A 17,076-nucleotide genomic window follows, 5' to 3' on the forward strand; every position below is an offset into this window, starting at 1 on the left:
GTAAAATTCCTTAGAAAATGAATAATTTTGTACAAACTTCATAAATTATTGCAATAAAATATACAAAAATATCAAGAAACACGCATAGATATGGTCAGTAATTGGTAAGTTTGAGACATTTAGATAGTTCTCAATAGCTATTTGTCATTAATATGTAGACAAAGAACAAAGGACAAATATGATTAAAATCCTCCATCTCTCCGATATCCACATGGGAAGCGGCTTCTCCCACGGACGAATTAATCCGGCGACGGGATTAAACACACGATTGGAGGATTTTGTCAATACCTTGTCTATATGTATTGACCGAGCGCTGACAGATACCGTCGATATGGTGATATTTGGTGGCGATGCTTTCCCGGATGCTACACCACCGCCTTATGTACAACAAGCTTTTGCCAGCCAGTTTCGCCGTCTCATGGATGCCAATATTCCCACAGTGCTGTTGGTAGGCAACCACGACCAACATTCTCAAGGACAGGGAGGGGCGAGTTTAAATATTTACCGCACTTTGGGAGTGCCAGGGTTTGTTGTCGGTGATACATTAACTACGCACTGTATTGAAACCCGTAATGGCAAAGTGCAAGTAATTACTCTGCCGTGGCTGACTCGTTCCACCCTGATGACTCGCCAAGAGACTGAAGGTTTGTCTTTGGCGGAAGTCAACCAACTATTAACGGAACGTCTACGAGTTGTGCTAGAAGGGGAAGTTCGCCGTCTTGACCCCGATGTGCCAACTATTCTTTTGGCTCACTTGATGGCTGACAATGCCACCTTGGGTGCAGAACGCTTTTTGGCAGTAGGTAAAGGCTTTACTCTACCCCTATCTTTGCTGACGCGACCTTGTTTTGATTATGTAGCGTTGGGACACGTCCACCGTCATCAAAATCTGAATAAATCCAACAATCCGCCGGTGATTTATCCAGGCAGTATTGAACGGGTAGATTTTAGCGAAGAAAAAGAAGACAAAGGCTATGTCATGCTGGAACTGGAGCGGGGAAGCGCTGAGTGGGAATTTTGTCCCTTAACAGTTCGGACTTTCCAAACCATTGAGGTGGATATCTCAAAAGCAGACGAGCCGCAAGCGTTGTTAATGAAAGCGATCGCTAAATATAATATTCAAGATGCTGTAGTGCGGCTAATTTACAAACTTCGCTCTGAACAGATAGATTTAATTGACAGTTCCTCTCTACATACTGCTTTAAGTCCCGCTCATACCTACACCATTCAAGCAGAATTAGTGAGTCAATTAGCCAGACCCCGGATTCCTGAATTGAGCGCAAGTAGCAGCATCGACCCAATGGAAGCGTTAAAAACTTACTTAAATAATCGCGAAGACCTGAAAGACATCGCAGCATCAATGATGGATGCAGCCCAGAAGTTGCTAGCAGATGAAGTGGAAGTTTGGCTGGAAGCAGCAACTAATGAGTAGGATAAAGCCAATTAATTGACTATACTCCACTCTCCAAACTTAAGTTAATAGATATCGTTACTGAAATTGACCAGCAACGTCATATTTACCAAAGAAGGGGTATAGACTCAATAAATATAAGAAAGACTAATGTATCTTTTAGATACTAACATTTGTATTGAATTGCTGAACGGTAGTCCCAAAGCAGCACCTATATTTAATCGCTACTTCTGCCAAATGCTATCTACAATAGTAGTTTCAGAACCTTACAAAGGTGAGATGCGCTAACCCTATTTACAGGTGGATTATAAGTGGGTAAGAATATTGGGTGAAAAAGTACTTAAGTTCTGTGCTAAATCTATCTTTGTCTGTAGAGGAATTTGAGTATGCTAAGACGCAAGCGCGGAGTTATACTCACTTCTGTTGGTTTACAGAAGTTTGAGGAAGCAAGGCACAAGTTTGAGTTTCGAGATAATTTTGGCAAGAGATTCACTCTTGAAGAGTTAAGCTACCGCACTAACTTAGACCCTCTAACAATTAGAAAAGTTTTGAACCGTAGAAAGGGAGTTGACAAGCGAACACTTGAGGCTCTCTTTCTTGGTTTTGATAGCCGCCTATGCGAAGGCTACTATTCGACCTCAGACCCCAATTGCCGTCAAGATTGGGGGGAAGCTGTTTCTGTATTAGCATTTTACGGACGTACAGAAGAACTCAGTACTCTGGATGAGTGGTTGCTGAAGGATCGCTGTCGATTAGTGACCATTCTCGGAATGGGTGGAGTCGGGAAAACTAGTCTGTCGATCAAATTGGCAGAACTAATGCAGGATAAATTTGATTGTATTGTCTGGCGATCTCTGTATGACGCTCCACCCATTGATACATTCTTGGGTAGCATCATTCAGTTTCTGTCTGACGAGCAAGAAACTGAGGCAGAATTGCCGGAAAGCGTTAATGATAAGATTTCCCTGCTGCTTAACTACTTTAAAGAAATGCGCTGCTTGGTCGTATTCGATAATGTCGATGCTGTATTACGTGGTGGAAGTCGAGCAGGACAATATAACCTTGGATATGAGCAGTATGGCGAACTCCTCAAACGAGTAGGTAAATCAGACCACCAGAGTTGCTTGCTACTCACAACGCGAGAAAAACCTAAAGAGGTCGCCTCTCTAGAAGGAGAAGCCTTACCAGTGCGAACTTTGAGATTGGGTGGACTAAAAGAAGGAGAGGGAGAGGAAATTCTTAAGAGTAAGAGGCTCAAGGGTTTAGAAACTCAATTTAACGCACTGGTCAAACGCTATGGAGGCAATGCCTTAGCCTTAAAAATTGTGGCAACTACGATTCAAGATTTATTTGATGGTCATATTTCTGAGTTTTTAAAAGAGGAAACCAGCGTATTTGGCGATCTTCGTGATTTATTAGAGCAGCAATTTGAGCGTTTATCTGATGAGGGAAAAGATGTAATGTACTGGCTAGCGATTAATCGGGAGCCAGTAACCCTCTCCAAATTACGAGAAGATTTAGTATCGCCTTTTCCCCAACTCAATTTAATTGAAACGCTGGAATCTTTGGGACGGCGATCGCTCATCGAACGAGATACAGCCTACTTCACCCTACAGCCAGTCGTGATGGAGTATGTGACAAGTCGCTTGATTGAGCAAGTTTGTGAGGAGATTGTTAAGCAAGAATTTTCGCTTTTTAGAAGCCATGCTCTGATCAAAGCTACTGCAAAAGACTATATCAGAGAGACTCAAATTCGTCTCATTCTCTATGCCGCGATTAACCGATTAATTCCACTGTTGCAAGGCAAAAAAAACTTGGAATATGAACTGACTCAAATCTTACTCAAACAGCGAGAGAAATCCCCCTTGGAGCCGGGATATGTCGCAGGTAATATTCTTAACTTACTCAATCAGCTAGGAACTAATTTAACAGGCTATGATTTCTCTGGACTAAGCATTTGGCAGGCTGACCTACGAGATGTAAATTTGCAAAATACGAATTTTGCTTACGCCCATCTAGTGAGGTGTACGTTTACTGAAACCTTTGGTGCTATTCATGCGGTAGCCTTTAGTCCTGATGGAGAACTTTTGGCGGTAGGTGACAGTAATGGAGAAATTCATCTGTACCAAGTTAGCGATGTGCAACCACTCTTGATCTGCACGCGACATAAAAGTTGGGTAACATCACTGACGTTCAGCCCTGATGGTAAGATTCTCGCTAGCGGCAGCACAGATTACACAATAAAGCTATGGGATGTTAGTACTGGTCAGTGCCTTCGCACCTTAGAAGGGCATACAAATGAGGTTTGGTCGGTTGCATTTAGCCAAGATAATTGCACATTAGCAAGTGGCAGTGATGACTACACCGTGAAGTTATGGAATAGCAGTACTGGAGAATGCTTCAAAACACTCCAGGGACATCTTAGTTGGGTACTCTCTGTTATCTTTAAGGGAGATACTCAACTGTTGAGTGGTAGTGACGATCGCACTGTTAAAGTGTGGGATATCAAGACTGGACAGTGTATGCAAACGTTTGAAAAACATCATAATAGTGGAATACGGTCAATAACCCTCAGTCCAGATGGTCAGATACTGGCAAGTGGCAGCGAGGATCAAACTATTAGGCTATGGAAAACTCAAACGGGTGAATGTCTCAAAACACTTCTGGGGCATTCAAATCGAGTTTTTTCAGTGGACTTCAGCCCGCAAGGCGACCTTTTGGCTAGCGGTGGGCACGATCATACCGTGAAGTTATGGGGTGTCGATACGGGTGAATGCCTCAAGACCCTACAAGGACATTTCAGTTGGGTCTTTGCAGTTGCCTTCAGTCCCCAAGGTAAGCTTTTGGCTAGCGGTGGACACGATCAAACCGTGAAGCTATGGAGTGTCGATACAGGTGAATGCCTCAAGACTCTACAAGGATATACCAATCAAATACTCTCTGTTACCTTTAGTCCTGTTAGTGCTAGCTTACCAAGCATTGGTCAAATTTTTGCTAGTAGCAGCCGCGATCGCACTGTGAGGTTATGGGATACCGCGACTGGTGAATGCCTCCAAGTGTTAAAAGGACATTCCAACTCGGTTCATTCAGTTATCTTTAATCATGAAGGAAATATCCTAGTCAGCAGTAGTGTAGATAAAACACTAAAAATATGGGATGTTCCTTCAGGTAAAACCTTAAGAACCTTACAAGGACATCGCGCAGCAGTTTTGTCGATTGCCTTTAGTCCAGATAGCCAGACGATCGCCAGTGGCAGTGAGGACTGTACGATAAAATTATGGGACGTTCGGTCAGGTCGAACCTTAAGAACCTTACAGGGACATAACGCTGCGGTTTGGTCAGTTGCCTTCATCTCTCAAGGAGAGATATTGGCGAGTGGCTCCTGGGATCAAACGATCAAGTTATGGGATATTCACACGGGTAACTGCCTCAGAACGTTGGCAGGACACACGAGTTGGATTTGGGCAATTGCGATCGCCCCTGATGGTAATATTCTGGCAAGTGCTAGTCCAGATCGAACAATCAGGCTGTGGAATCCGCACACGGGTGAGTGCCTCAACGTTTTGCAAGCAGACACAAACTGGTTGCAATCGATCGCCTTTAGCCCTGATGGCAAGATACTGGCTAGCACGAGTCACGATCTGACGATCAAGTTGTGGGACGTTTGCACGGGTGAGTGCCTGAAAGTTTTGCACGGACATACAGGCTTGGTTTGGTCAGTTGCCTTTAGTCCAGATAACCAAACCTTGGTTAGTGGCGGTGACGATGAAACGATTAGACTTTGGGATATCGTAGCAGGCAAATGCTTAAAAACCATGAGAGCGAGTAAGCCCTATGAGCAAATGAATATTGTCGGAGTTAAAGGTTTAACTGAAGCGGCAACTGCCACGTTGACCTCTTTAGGAGCAGTTATCTAAGCTCAAACCATTAGACTAGTGGTTCATCGCATTAGTTCTGAGGTGTTAGTGGTGGTCAGATCCCCGACTTTTTCAAGAAGTCGGGGATCTTGCAGCCCATCAAAATTAATGCGATAGACCACTAGTTCACTGAGACATGACTGTTCGGGCTGCTTCGAGGGTGCGATCGATATCTGCTTCGGTATGAGCTAAAGAAGTAAATCCAGCTTCAAATTGAGATGGAGCTAAATAAACTCCATATTCTAACATACCGCGATGGAACCGAGCAAATTTACTTAAGTCAGACTTCTTAGCATCCTCATAATTGCGAACCGGGCCTTCGTTAAAGAAGAAACCAAACATCCCGCTAATCTGACCACCGCAGGCAGCATGACCTGTTTCTTTAGCAATCTCCAGCATCCCGTTCGCGAGTCGCTTCGTAATGCGATCGAGATGCTCGTAAGTTCCAGGTCGTTGCAACAACTCTAACGTCTTAATCCCTGCCGTCATTGCCAGTGGATTGCCCGAAAGCGTTCCGGCTTGATACACGTTTCCGGCTGGAGCAACCATCGACATAATTTCTTGGCGACCACCATAAGCGCCGACTGGCAGACCGCCACCGATCACCTTACCCAAGGTAGTTAAGTCGGGAATGACACCAAACTTTTCCTGCGCTCCACCGTAAGCGATCCGAAAGCCTGTCATCACTTCATCAAATACTAATAGCGCTCCATGCTCTTGCGTCAGTTTTCGCAAACCTTCAAGAAAACCCGCATCAGGTGGAATAAAACCTGCATTTCCAACCACAGGTTCAAGAATTACACCAGCAATTTCACCGGGATTTTGCTCGAATAATACTTTTACTGCTTCTAAATCGTTGAAAGGAGCGGTCAGCGTGTTGCTAGTCACGGATTTGGGCACACCAGGAGAATCGGGCAAGCCGAGAGTGGCAATACCAGAGCCAGCCTTAACGAGAAACATATCGGCGTGTCCGTGGTAGCAGCCTTCAAACTTGATTGCTTTCTCTCGCCCCGTAAAAGCTCGCATCAGACGAAGAACAGCCATACAAGCTTCCGTGCCGGAGTTGACAAAACGCACCATCTCGATACTGGGAACAGCATCGATTACCATCTGTGCCAGTACATTTTCTAGATAGCAGGGCGCACCGAAGCTAGTTCCTTTATGCAGGGCATCGTGCAAAGCAGCAATGACTTCAGGATGAGTGTGACCGCAAATAGCTGGCCCCCAACTGCCGACATAATCGATATATTGATTGCCATCCACATCCCAGATGTAAGCGCCAAGGACGCGATCGAATACGATTGGCTGTCCACCAACAGATTTGAAAGCCCGCACGGGAGAACTAACTCCTCCTGGCATTAATTTTTGGGCAGCAGCAAAGATTTCCTCCGATTGGGTGGTTTTTAAGCGAGTTGTTGCAATCATAATTTTTCTCCTGAGATATTTGACTTGATGCGATCGCGAAAAGCGAGAATCTAGTTATTAAGAGTGACAAGCAAAATGTGCAGATATTATTTCAATTCGAGCATGACTTCATTGTGTCTAAATGCGGGCAAGATGAACGGAGAGTCATAGAAAGCATAAATTGCTTTACCTTTTGTCTCGATACCTTGCCGAGCCAGAAAAGCAGATAATTTGGCTTCGTTTTCTTGCAATTGTTCATCCTCAGCTAGACCGGAGAAACGGATTGCCGCGACTTTGTTGCTGGGAACTTCTTTGATAGTAATGCGAGAGTCTTTTGGTTTTGGCAGCGTTGCTAGCGTATATTCTGAGGGCATCACGAACTGTACCGCCCAAGTAGCCCGATCATTTTCCCCCGCTTCTTGTTGAATCACAGGCGCAGTCATGGCGATTTTTTCACTTGGCTGGGATTGCGTGACAGGCGCAGTCATGGCAATTTTGGTTACAGACGTGTTTTCACCAAATATGTAAGCGGCAAGAATCGAAAATGCAGCCTTGTTTGCTCGATCTCTTTCAGTTTGAATGACTGTTTCAGCAACAATTTTTGGCTCGTATTGCCGGATTTCAATATCATCATAAGATTGCAATACGCAATATTTTGGTTCTTCGGTTTGACTCATAAGACTTTCACAAATAGCTAAAATTAATGCCATTAAAAGAATCAAAAATCACGATCTCACTAGCACAATCAGATAGTTTCTTGTTTTCCCACTTCTTGTACTAACCGTCCATCTTCCATGTGGATAATGCGATCGGCAATATCGAGAATTCGATTATCGTGAGTGACGAGTAAAATAGTGCAACCCTGCTCTTTAGCTAGACGCTGCATGATATCTACAACATCGCGACCCGATTTTTTATCGAGAGCAGCAGTAGGTTCGTCGGCAAGAACAATTTTAGGACGACTGACTAGGGCACGAGCGATCGCAACTCGCTGCTTTTGCCCTCCAGAGAGGCTGTCTGGATAATAATCGATGCGATCGCCCAAACCAACACTTTTCAGAGTATCCGTTGCCAGCCGATCGATATCTTGCTTTAGGTACTCATCATGTAATTCCAAAGACATTCGGACATTCTGCTTTGCAGTTAAGAAAGTTAACAAATTGTGTGCTTGAAAAATATAACCAATCTGTCGCCGCACTTGCATCAGTTGCCGCTTACTAGCCCCAGATATTTCCTGTCCCAAAACTTTCAGGTTGCCTTCCCTAGCGGATCTCAATCCACCTATTAGTGTTAGTAAGGTGGTTTTACCAGAACCGGATGGCCCAGTCATAATCACAATCTCTCCAGAATAAATGTCGAGATGAATATCAAACAAGACTTGCTTGCAGAGTTCTCCCCGACCAAAGTAGTAATCGAGATGGCAAACTGAAATAACTGGTTGTTGGGAAGTGTTTTGAACCTTGAGTTTTGAACTTTGATCGAGACTAATTTTTTGCAACATGAGAGTTCAACCGTAAATTTGGGGACTTCCAAATAAAAAAATATTCAATTATTTATTGTAGGGTGGGCGTCTCGCCCGCCTTTGTTGATTGGGCGGGCAAGATGCCACTGGTGTCAACTTAAGCCAAAAATAGCGTACTGATTGGGTGTTGTTCACCCGCCAGCCAGGGATTGTAAATCCCTGACTAATTGCTCAAGTCTACTGAAGTAGACTGAAAATTTTTGCGCTCTAAAGTCTTCTTCAGAGGACTTTAGCTATGAGACAGGGATTTACAATCCCTGGCGGACGTGCGGTTTCGCGTTAAGTTGACACCAGTGGCAAGATGCCCACCCCACAATATTGGATAATTTATTTCTTGGAGTTCCCTTGGGCTTGGTTCTAGAAAACTGGTAGGGCTAGAAAACTATGAGTTTTGAAATGCGATATTTTTCTAAACTTCAACTCAAAATTCATCACTCGATTGCTCAAAACTTAGAAGATATCAGCCGGATCGGCTGCTCGTAACTTTTGCATAGCGATCGCTCCGGCTCCAATACACATGACGAAAGTCAAAACTAGCACAGTTCCCGCACGAGCTAGTTTCATTGCAGTCGGTAAAAACGTCACAGACTGAAAAAAGATGTAAAATCCACTCGATAGCAAAAAACCTGGAAGAAAGCCCAAAACCGCTAAAGTAAAAGCTTCTTGAACAATAACTCCAATCAGATATATATCGCTGTAACCCATTGCTTTTAACGTTGCATATTCTGGCAAATGATCGGAGACATCAGTATAGAGAATTTGATAAACGATAACTGCTCCGACTAAAAAACCAATTGCAACACCAAGGTTAAAAGTCGGGCCAATAGAGGAGCCTGTAGACCAATATGCACTTTCACGGGCAGTGAATTCAGCCAGGTTTAGTACTAATAAATCATCCGGTAGCTTGGATCGCAAATCAGCCTGAATTTGCTCGATCGAGGCATTTGGTTCTACGTCAACAATACCCAGATCGATTTCGTTTGCTTGGCGTTGGGGAAAGAGCCGCAAAAAGGTAGAATCGCTAGTAATTAGATTGCCGTCAGCAGAAAAAGAAGAACCGAGCTTAAATAATCCAACTATTTGAATTTGATAATCGTTAGCTTGAACAGAAAGCGGATTCTGTTTTTTCAGTAAACTAGGAACGTCCCCAAGCTGAGGAACCAATCCGGCTCTGTCAAACAACGCTCGATTTAATAACTTCAGTTTATTCAGTTGTCCATCGAGTTCTGGTAAGTCAAATGCTGGCTGATTCGGATCGATTCCGTAGACGAAAATTTTACGGCTAGCTCGATTTTCAGGATTTCGCCACGATGCTTGACCCACATATAGCGTCGCCAGGGATTTTACACCGTTAACACCTGCTATTTTATAGAGCTTATTTCTGGAAAAACTTTTGATAGATTGCAAGTTATCAGACAGTTTATTGACTAAAAATAAATCTCCTTTAAGGGTGGTATAAGGGGTAACTTGCGAATCAAAGAGTGCATCTCTAACTCCCAGTTGAAAAAACATCAGAAAATCAGCAAAGGCAATTCCTGCTATTGCAACTAATAAACGACTCTTTTGACGGCTCATTTGCCGCCAAGCAAGTGGGGTTTTGCGGAATAATTTACCAAATATAAATGTTTGGATAGTCAAGTCGCTACGCTCCAATTAAAAATTATAAATTCAAAATTTAAGGAATACATCCTTGGGTGAAGTGAAGACGCGATTCATCGCGTCTCTACAAAATGGTCTATTTGTCGCATTATTTTTGAGAATTAGTATTAATTTTGCCTGTTCCCTCTTATTGGTTGATATTGTTATTCGCCTGAATGGCAACCTGTACTTGCAAGTTAGTTAAGTTCGCAACTCGTTTACTATCTTGGGGAGCGAGTGCAATTCTCACTTCAATAACTTTGCGATCGAGATTTTCTCCAGGTTCGCCGCTAGTTACTTCTTGTTGAATCACTTGTAGCCCAATGAGCCGAACAGTTCCGCGTAACTCTGGGGAGAACGACTCACTCGAAATCGTTACCTGTTGACCTTCACGAACTTTGCCAATATCAGTTTGATATATCTCTGCGATCGCTTCCATTGAGCTAGTTTGTCCAAGTTCGGCAATGCCTTTCTCACCAACAACTTCTCCGGGTTTGGCCTTAATATCGAGAATGCGACCTGCTATGGGGGCGCGAATATAAACTTCAGCGAGATCGGCTTCAGCTTTTTTGACTGCGGCGATCGCTTTATTAACCTCAGCATCAGCTGCTTGCACGTCTACCGGACGTACCTCAGCAATCTTATTTAGGGTTGCCTTAGCTTGCTCGATCTGCTGCCGTAGAGTATCTACACTCTTATTTTGGTTAGCTCTCGCTTCGGTAAGCTGTGCTTGCGCTGTTTCCAGAGCAAGTTGTTTTCGATCTACTTCTACAGCAGAAATCGCTCCGTTTTGGTAAAGCGAGGAATAGCGATTATACTCACTATTGGCAGTTTTGACTTCGGCTTGCCAGCGAGAGATGGTGGCTTCTCTAGTAGCTATTTCGCCCTTTAACTCTTCTTCCAGGCGATCGATTTCAGCTTTTTGGGCGGCAATCTCTCCAGATTTTGCACCAGCTTGCACCTTGGCTAACTCTGCCTGGGATACTTTGACTTGTGCTTGTGCTTCCAGTAGAGCATTTTGCAAACGATCGCGCGAATCCATAATGGCGATCGCTTGACCTGCTTTAACGCTACCGCCCCGCTGTACGAGTAGTTGGGCGACGCGATCGTTGCTTAAGGTAGCAGGTACGGATACTTTGATGACTTCCGTTGCTGGTTCTATCCGTCCTAAAGCGGTAATTTCCTCAATCTTTGGTCTGGTTTGCACAACTTCAACGGGTTTGCTGGTTGGTTTTGATTGAGAATTTGATTGAGAAATACCGTAGAAAGCGATAATTCCTGTAAGGGCGGTACCACCGACAACTACAGCCAGTGTCCATTGCTTTGAAGGTTTCGAGAGCAATTGTAAATTCATGTCAATCCTTCAAATTTCAGTGAAGACTTTAGTAAAATTGTCCTTGGTCATTTGTCATTTGTCCTTTGTAAATACGAATGACAAATGACAAATGACATTTCTTATGTTTTGACGGCAAAAGTTAAACCAGAAGCGATGTCAGGCTTGCCCAATCTTGAGGCTTTAAGAATACTTGGTATAATTCGGCTTCTGGGGTGTTTGGTTCGGGTTGATAGCCGTACTCCCAACGCACTAATGGAGGTAAAGACATCAAAATTGACTCGGTGCGTCCGTTAGTTTGCAGTCCGAAAATCGTGCCGCGATCATAAACTAAATTGAATTCAACGTAGCGTCCACGCCGATATAATTGAAAATTACGTTCGCGATCGCCATACTCCATTGACTGCCGCCGCTTGACAATTGGCGTGTAAGCAGGTAGAAAAGCTTTACCACAATCCTGCACGAATGCAAATAATTCTTCCCAATTGCGGGATGCTGGTATGCCAACGCGATCGCTGGTAACTGCTGCTGCACCTTTAGGATCGGGGCCTCGATAAAGCTGACCTTGACCATCCTGATAGTCAAAAAAGATCCCACCAATGCCCCGCATTTCTTGACGATGTTTGAGATAAAAATACTCGTCGCACCAAGGTTTAAACACTGAATAATATTCGGGATCGTGCGCGTCACAAGCCTGTTTTAATGTGTAATGAAAATGGGCTGCATCTTCAGCAAATGGATAGTAAGGCGTTAGATCGATGCCGCCGCCAAACCACCAAACCGGGCCAGCTTCAAAGTAGCGGTAGTTGAGATGAACAGTTGGCACATAAGGATTGCGCGGATGCAATACCATTGAAGTTCCGGTGGCATAAAACTGATGTCCCTCCGCCTCTGGACGTTGTGCCAAGATTGAAGGCGGCAGGTGAGAACCCCAGACTTCAGAAAAGTTGACCCCACCTTGCTCGAATACTGCACCGTCGCGGATGACGCGGGATCTGCCGCCGCCCCCTTCAGGTCGTTCCCATGTATCTTCTTGAAACGTTCCTCCGCCATCTAGCTGTTGCAAACCCTGAGAGATTTCGTCTTGCAACTGTCGCATCAATTGACTGACTCTAATCTTGGCATCAACTGGGGGTAGAGATTTGGATTGAATTGCTTGAGGAGTTAAAGTAGTCTTCATAAGATCAACCTATTTTTCCTATTTCCTAATAACGAACATTTGAGGAAATTCAATAAATTGTGAAAGTTTGTAGTGGCTCTGAAGCACGTTGATACATTAAAAACAGTGAAGTTTCTCAAAAATTTACTGTGCTAACACAGGCAAAAACTTCCTAATTAATCCGATAATTACTTCCGGCACTTCCAGTTCTGGATTCAACCCTACATCTTCTAGTTCTATAAATGCTTGGATTGCTTGTGGATTTAGATTTGCAAGGCGACGCCCTACTTCGGGCCCTGTAAACTTCGCTTGGCTTCCCCAAATAAAGATGGTAGGTGTTGTCAATTTTGGAATGTATTCTGATAGATCGAAGGATGAGCTACCTTGTAAAAATGACAGGGCAGCATATTCGGCATTTGGCTGCTGCGCCGATTGCACAAAAGCTTCTACAATTTCGGGAGAAAGACGATTGGGTTGAGCAAACACTCGCTCAAAAAAGTCACGAATGCCAAAGCTGCTGACTTGTCCTGCGTAAAGAACGCGATCGAGAATAGGAATACTAGCAATTTGAGCGAAAAAGCTATTGCTGTAGTATTGTCTGAAGTCTTTGATACCTGAAGGAAGTGTGAGAATAAGTGACTTAAACAGGTCAGGACGTTCGATTGCCGCTCGGATTGCAAATGCTCCAGTTAGGGAAGAAGCAATTATTGTTACAGGGCCTTCGCACGTCTTCTCGATGAACTCAATTAGCATCAGGATGTAGTCCTTCGGGAGATAATTTTGTTCGGGATGATCCGATCGCCCCCAGCCAATTAAGTCGGGTGATAACACTCTATACTCCCCTGCAAATGCTGGATACACCTTCGACCACCCGTAAGCAGATGCTCCACCTCCAATCCCGTGGAAGAATATTAAAGTTTCGCGGTCGCGTAGCGTGCCCGATGGCGTATCGCCCATTCCATCGGTTGCCCAAAGTTCACCTTGGTTAGTGTAATAGGCGATTTTTCCCAAGCTGGTTAAAACGGAGCGTTGAACAAAACCGAGTGGAATGAACATGAGAAATTCCTCCTCTACATCGACAACATGAAATCAAAATTAGAAAGTTTAATTGCCAAGTTTCGCTAACCAACGAGCAGCATCTTTGGCGTGATAAGTCAAAATCAAGTCAGCGCCAGCCCGTTTAAAGCCAGTCAATGTTTCTATTACTACCCGTTCTTCGTCAATCCAACCGTTGAGAGCAGCGGCTTTAACCATCGAGTATTCGCCAGAAACGTTGTAAGCAGCAACGGGTAAGTTGCTTGCTTCCTTAACGCGCCAGATAATATCCATGTAGGCCAAGGCTGGCTTGACCATTAACATATCTGCACCTTCGGTAATGTCGAGTTCGATTTCTCTTAAGGCTTCACGACCGTTACCGAAGTCCATTTGGTAAGTTCTGCGATCGCCAAATTGCGGTGTTGAGTCGGCGGCATCGCGGAAAGGCCCGTAATAAGCCGAGGCATACTTGGCGGCGTAAGATAATATTGGCGTATCTTGGTAGCCTGCTTCATCTAAACCCGAACGAATGGCTTGCACGAAACCATCCATCATTCCAGATGGCGCGATGATATCTGCACCCGCTTTGACTTGTGAAACTGCCGTTTTTTTCAGCAATTCCAGCGTTGGATCGTTGAGAACGCGCCCGGTTAAATCTCCTACTTCTAAATAACCGCAGTGACCATGACTAGTGTATTCGCACAAGCAAGTATCGACGATCACGATTAAGTTGGGTACGGCTTCTTTAACGGCAGTAGCAGCTTTTTGCACGATCCCGCAATCGTGCCAAGCGCCCGTTGCATCTGAATCCTTATCTTCAGGAATGCCAAATAAAATAATAGCTGGAATGCCGAGATCGTAGACTTCCTTCGCTTCTTCGACGATTTTATCTACAGAAAGTTGGTAAACTCCAGGCATGGATTTGACTTCGTTGGCGATCGCCTCACCCGGTACGGCAAAAAGAGGGTAGATTAAATCGCTGGTTGTCAAGACGTTTTCGCGCACCATCCGCCGCAATTGGGGATGGCTTCTTAGCCGACGCGGGCGATGAATTGGAAACATAGTATTAAAATCAACGATGAAAGGCTTTACTTAGCCAATAGACTTCTTGCAAAAGTGGGGTAAAGGGTAAGGGGTAAAGGGGAAAGCGGCGAGCGAAAAAATCCTTTCCCTTTAATCGTATTTTTCTGTCTCTCCTCTGCCTCCCTGCTCCCCTGCCCCTCTGCCCCTCTGCCTACACACCGACAGGATTTTTTTGAGTTGCAACTCCCTAACTGCGCTGGACTGTCTGGAAAATTTCAGCCAAAATCTCTGTAGCTCCCTGTTGCCGCAATTTATGAGCTAATTGAATACCTAAATTTTCTGCCTCGCTAGCAGTGCCCGTAACAGAATCTTTGACTAGACGTTTGCCATCGACGCTGGCGACTAACCCTGTTAATGTCAGTGTATTTTCGTCTAGCTGCGTATCAACACCGATTGGTACTTGGCAACCGCCTTCTAGTTCTCGCAAGAAGGCACGTTCGGCTAAAACGCGATCGCGGGTAGGGATGTGTTCGATTGCTTTGAGTATTGACAGCACTTGCAAATCGTCAGCGCGGCATTCAATCCCTAACGCTCCCTGTCCGACAGCATAAAGAGAAAGTTCGGTTGGCAAAATTTGATGAATGCGATCGCTCATTCCCAATCGCTGCAACCCTGCTGCTGCCAAAATCAGCACATCGTACTCTCCATCATCCAACTTTGCCAAGCGCGTATTTAAGTTGCCGCGCACATCCTTAAAAGTAAAATGGGGGAAGTGATAACGCAATTGGGCAAGGCGGCGCAGGGAAGAAGTGCCGATCACTGTGCCTTCTGGCAGCGTATCGATTTGCTTATCTTTGTGCTTTTGATGCACAACTAAAGCATCTGCTGGGTTTTCCCGTTCTGTTACGGCTGCTAAGGCTAACCCCTCTGGCAAGCAAGTCGGCAGATCCTTGAGAGAGTGAACCGCAAAGTCAATCTCCTGATTGAGCATTCCCAATTCGAGTTCCTTGGTGAATAATCCCTTATCGCCAATCTTAGCTAAGGCCACATCCAAGATGTTGTCGCCTTGGGTGGACATGGTGTGGACTTCAAAGGAAATATCGGGAAAATGCTTTTGGAGTTGTTCTCGAACCCAGTAAGTTTGCACGAGTGCGAGTTGGCTTTTACGAGAACCGATGCGGATGGTGCGAACGGGACTGGAAATGTTAGATGAAGCGGGTTGCACTGAAGTCATAGCTTTTAGTTGAGATTGTTTGACGCGTAGTTGAGCTGTTTGACTGTCTCGAAAAAGAAAGCAACATTCTCTTCTGGAGTGTTCGGTAAAATCCCGTGACCGAGATTGAGGATGTGCTTCTGATTCCCCGCTTTGCGGATCGTGTCCAGAATGCGATCGCGGATTAGTTCTTTAGTACCGAACAACACGCACGGATCGATATTTCCTTGGACTCCAATATTTGCGCCGAGTCGCTGCCGCGCTACTGCCATATCTACAGTCCAGTCTACGCTAATGATATCGACACCCGATTGCGCCATTAACTCTAGGATTCCAGCACTGTTGTTGATATACAAAATCAGGGGCGTGTCCGGGTGCGTTGCCTTAACCTGTTGCACGACTCGTTGCAGGTAAGGTAGAGAAAACGTTTGGAAATCTTCAGGGCTGAGTTGTCCCGCCCAAGAGTCAAACAGTTGCACGATTTGGGCACCGGCATCAATTTGGTAGCGGGCGTAAACCGCGATCGCATCTGCCAGTTTCCCTAAAAATTGATGCAGCATCGCCGGTTGGCAGAAAGCCATCCTTTTGATAATGGCGTAGTCTTTCGAGCTTTTACCTTCAATTGCATAGGCAGCTAGCGTCCAAGGAGCGCCAACAAAGCCCAAGACAGTAGCTTGACCGTTAACTTCTTGGCGTAGCGTCCTCAGAATTTGCTGCACGAAGGGTAAAGAAGCTTCGGGGTCGAGGGCAGTCAGCGCCTCAATTTGGGCTGGCGTGCGGATTGGCTGCTCAAATATTGGCCCTTTACTTTCGATAATGTCAAACGAGATACCCATACCAGGCAACGGCGTAAGGATATCTGAGAACATAATCACCCCATCGGGTTGGAAGGCGCGGAAAGGTTGCAGCGAGATTTCCACGGCTAGATCGGGGTTCTCGGAGCGATCGCGGAACGAAGGATACTTCTGACGCAAGTCTCGATAAACTTTCATGTAGCGACCTGCTTGGCGCATCACCCATACCGGAGGGCGATCGAGTACCTCACCTCGCGCCGCTTGCAGTAACGTATAATTCCCCATACATTTCTCCCTGGATTTAATAATTGTCATTTCAAGAATTTGGGATTTGCAACAATCCAATCTTGTGGGGTGGCATCTTGCCATTGGTGTCAAGTTAAGCCGAAAACTATATCGGACAGGCGTTTTGCAAATCCCTCACGCCCTCATCCCCTAACCCCTTCTCCCAAGGGAGAAGGGGAACTTGAATGTCTAGTATCTAGCTCCCCTCTCCCTTAGGGAGAGGGGCTGGGGGTGAGGGCAAAACGTTGTCACCAAGCGGGTTTCGCGTTAAGTTGACACCAGTGGCATCTTGCCCGCCCTAGTTATGCGAACTCTAAATTTAGTTCTTCAATAAGACAAAAG

Annotated in this window: 12 protein-coding genes and 1 pseudogene; 3 read left to right on the forward strand and 10 right to left on the reverse strand. The window is 45.1% G+C overall.

The annotated features are described in order from the left end of the window. The first annotated feature begins 178 nt into the window (after positions 1 to 178). The 3 genes and pseudogenes from V7K61_RS08315 to V7K61_RS08325 all read left to right on the forward strand — a co-directional run bounded on the left by V7K61_RS08315 (position 179) and on the right by V7K61_RS08325 (position 5,328). Positions 179 to 1,432: an exonuclease SbcCD subunit D gene (locus V7K61_RS08315; RefSeq protein ID WP_335052623.1), complete on the forward strand. Its 1,254-nt coding sequence runs from the start codon at positions 179 to 181 to the stop codon at positions 1,430 to 1,432. A gap of 129 nt (positions 1,433 to 1,561) precedes the next feature. After that, positions 1,562 to 1,687 (forward strand): annotated as a pseudogene (locus V7K61_RS08320) (type II toxin-antitoxin system VapC family toxin); the annotation flags it as partial. A 110-nt stretch (positions 1,688 to 1,797) separates the two neighbouring features. Beyond that, entirely contained in the window at positions 1,798 to 5,328 is a 3,531-nt protein-coding gene (locus V7K61_RS08325; RefSeq protein ID WP_335052625.1) for an NB-ARC domain-containing protein, read from the forward strand. A gap of 126 nt (positions 5,329 to 5,454) precedes the next feature. Here V7K61_RS08325 and hemL read toward each other — a convergent pair whose 3' ends face one another. The 10 genes from hemL to hemE form a co-directional block, all read right to left on the reverse strand. After that, positions 5,455 to 6,753, reverse strand: a complete 1,299-nt coding sequence (gene hemL / locus V7K61_RS08330) for a glutamate-1-semialdehyde 2,1-aminomutase (protein WP_442936302.1) — start codon at positions 6,751 to 6,753, stop codon at positions 5,455 to 5,457. A gap of 86 nt (positions 6,754 to 6,839) precedes the next feature. After that, positions 6,840 to 7,409, reverse strand: a complete 570-nt coding sequence (locus V7K61_RS08335) for an SOUL family heme-binding protein (protein ID WP_335052627.1) — start codon at positions 7,407 to 7,409, stop codon at positions 6,840 to 6,842. Positions 7,410 to 7,477: 68 nt separating this feature from the next. Continuing rightward, a complete protein-coding gene (locus tag V7K61_RS08340) occupies positions 7,478 to 8,233 on the reverse strand; it encodes a DevA family ABC transporter ATP-binding protein (protein WP_335052629.1) in 756 nt (251 codons plus the stop codon). A gap of 471 nt (positions 8,234 to 8,704) precedes the next feature. Then, positions 8,705 to 9,892, reverse strand: coding sequence for an ABC transporter permease DevC (gene devC / locus V7K61_RS08345; protein ID WP_335052631.1), 1,188 nt, complete (start codon positions 9,890 to 9,892; stop codon positions 8,705 to 8,707). A 148-nt stretch (positions 9,893 to 10,040) separates the two neighbouring features. Then, positions 10,041 to 11,246 carry an ABC exporter membrane fusion protein gene (locus V7K61_RS08350; protein ID WP_335052633.1) on the reverse strand — a complete coding sequence of 402 codons (1,206 nt, stop codon included), beginning with the start codon at positions 11,244 to 11,246 and terminating at the stop codon, positions 10,041 to 10,043. Between the two features lie 121 nt (positions 11,247 to 11,367). Beyond that, positions 11,368 to 12,405 (reverse strand): oxygen-dependent coproporphyrinogen oxidase, encoded by a 1,038-nt coding sequence (gene hemF, locus V7K61_RS08355; RefSeq protein ID WP_335052635.1) that lies wholly within the window; start codon positions 12,403 to 12,405, stop codon positions 11,368 to 11,370. A gap of 123 nt (positions 12,406 to 12,528) precedes the next feature. Further along, entirely contained in the window at positions 12,529 to 13,440 is a 912-nt protein-coding gene (locus tag V7K61_RS08360; protein WP_335052637.1) for an alpha/beta fold hydrolase, read from the reverse strand. 48 nt (positions 13,441 to 13,488) lie between these two features. Beyond that, a complete protein-coding gene (gene hemB / locus V7K61_RS08365; protein ID WP_335052639.1) occupies positions 13,489 to 14,481 on the reverse strand; it encodes a porphobilinogen synthase in 993 nt (330 codons plus the stop codon). A 208-nt stretch (positions 14,482 to 14,689) separates the two neighbouring features. Then, positions 14,690 to 15,676, reverse strand: a complete 987-nt coding sequence (gene hemC / locus V7K61_RS08370; RefSeq protein ID WP_335052641.1) for a hydroxymethylbilane synthase — start codon at positions 15,674 to 15,676, stop codon at positions 14,690 to 14,692. A gap of 5 nt (positions 15,677 to 15,681) precedes the next feature. Continuing rightward, complete coding sequence (gene hemE, locus V7K61_RS08375) at positions 15,682 to 16,734, reverse strand: uroporphyrinogen decarboxylase (RefSeq protein ID WP_335052643.1); 1,053 nt, start codon at positions 16,732 to 16,734, stop codon at positions 15,682 to 15,684. Positions 16,735 to 17,076 lie beyond the last annotated feature (342 nt).

Source organism: Nostoc sp., assembly GCF_036918015.1.
Lineage (GTDB): Bacteria > Cyanobacteriota > Cyanobacteriia > Cyanobacteriales > Nostocaceae > Nostoc.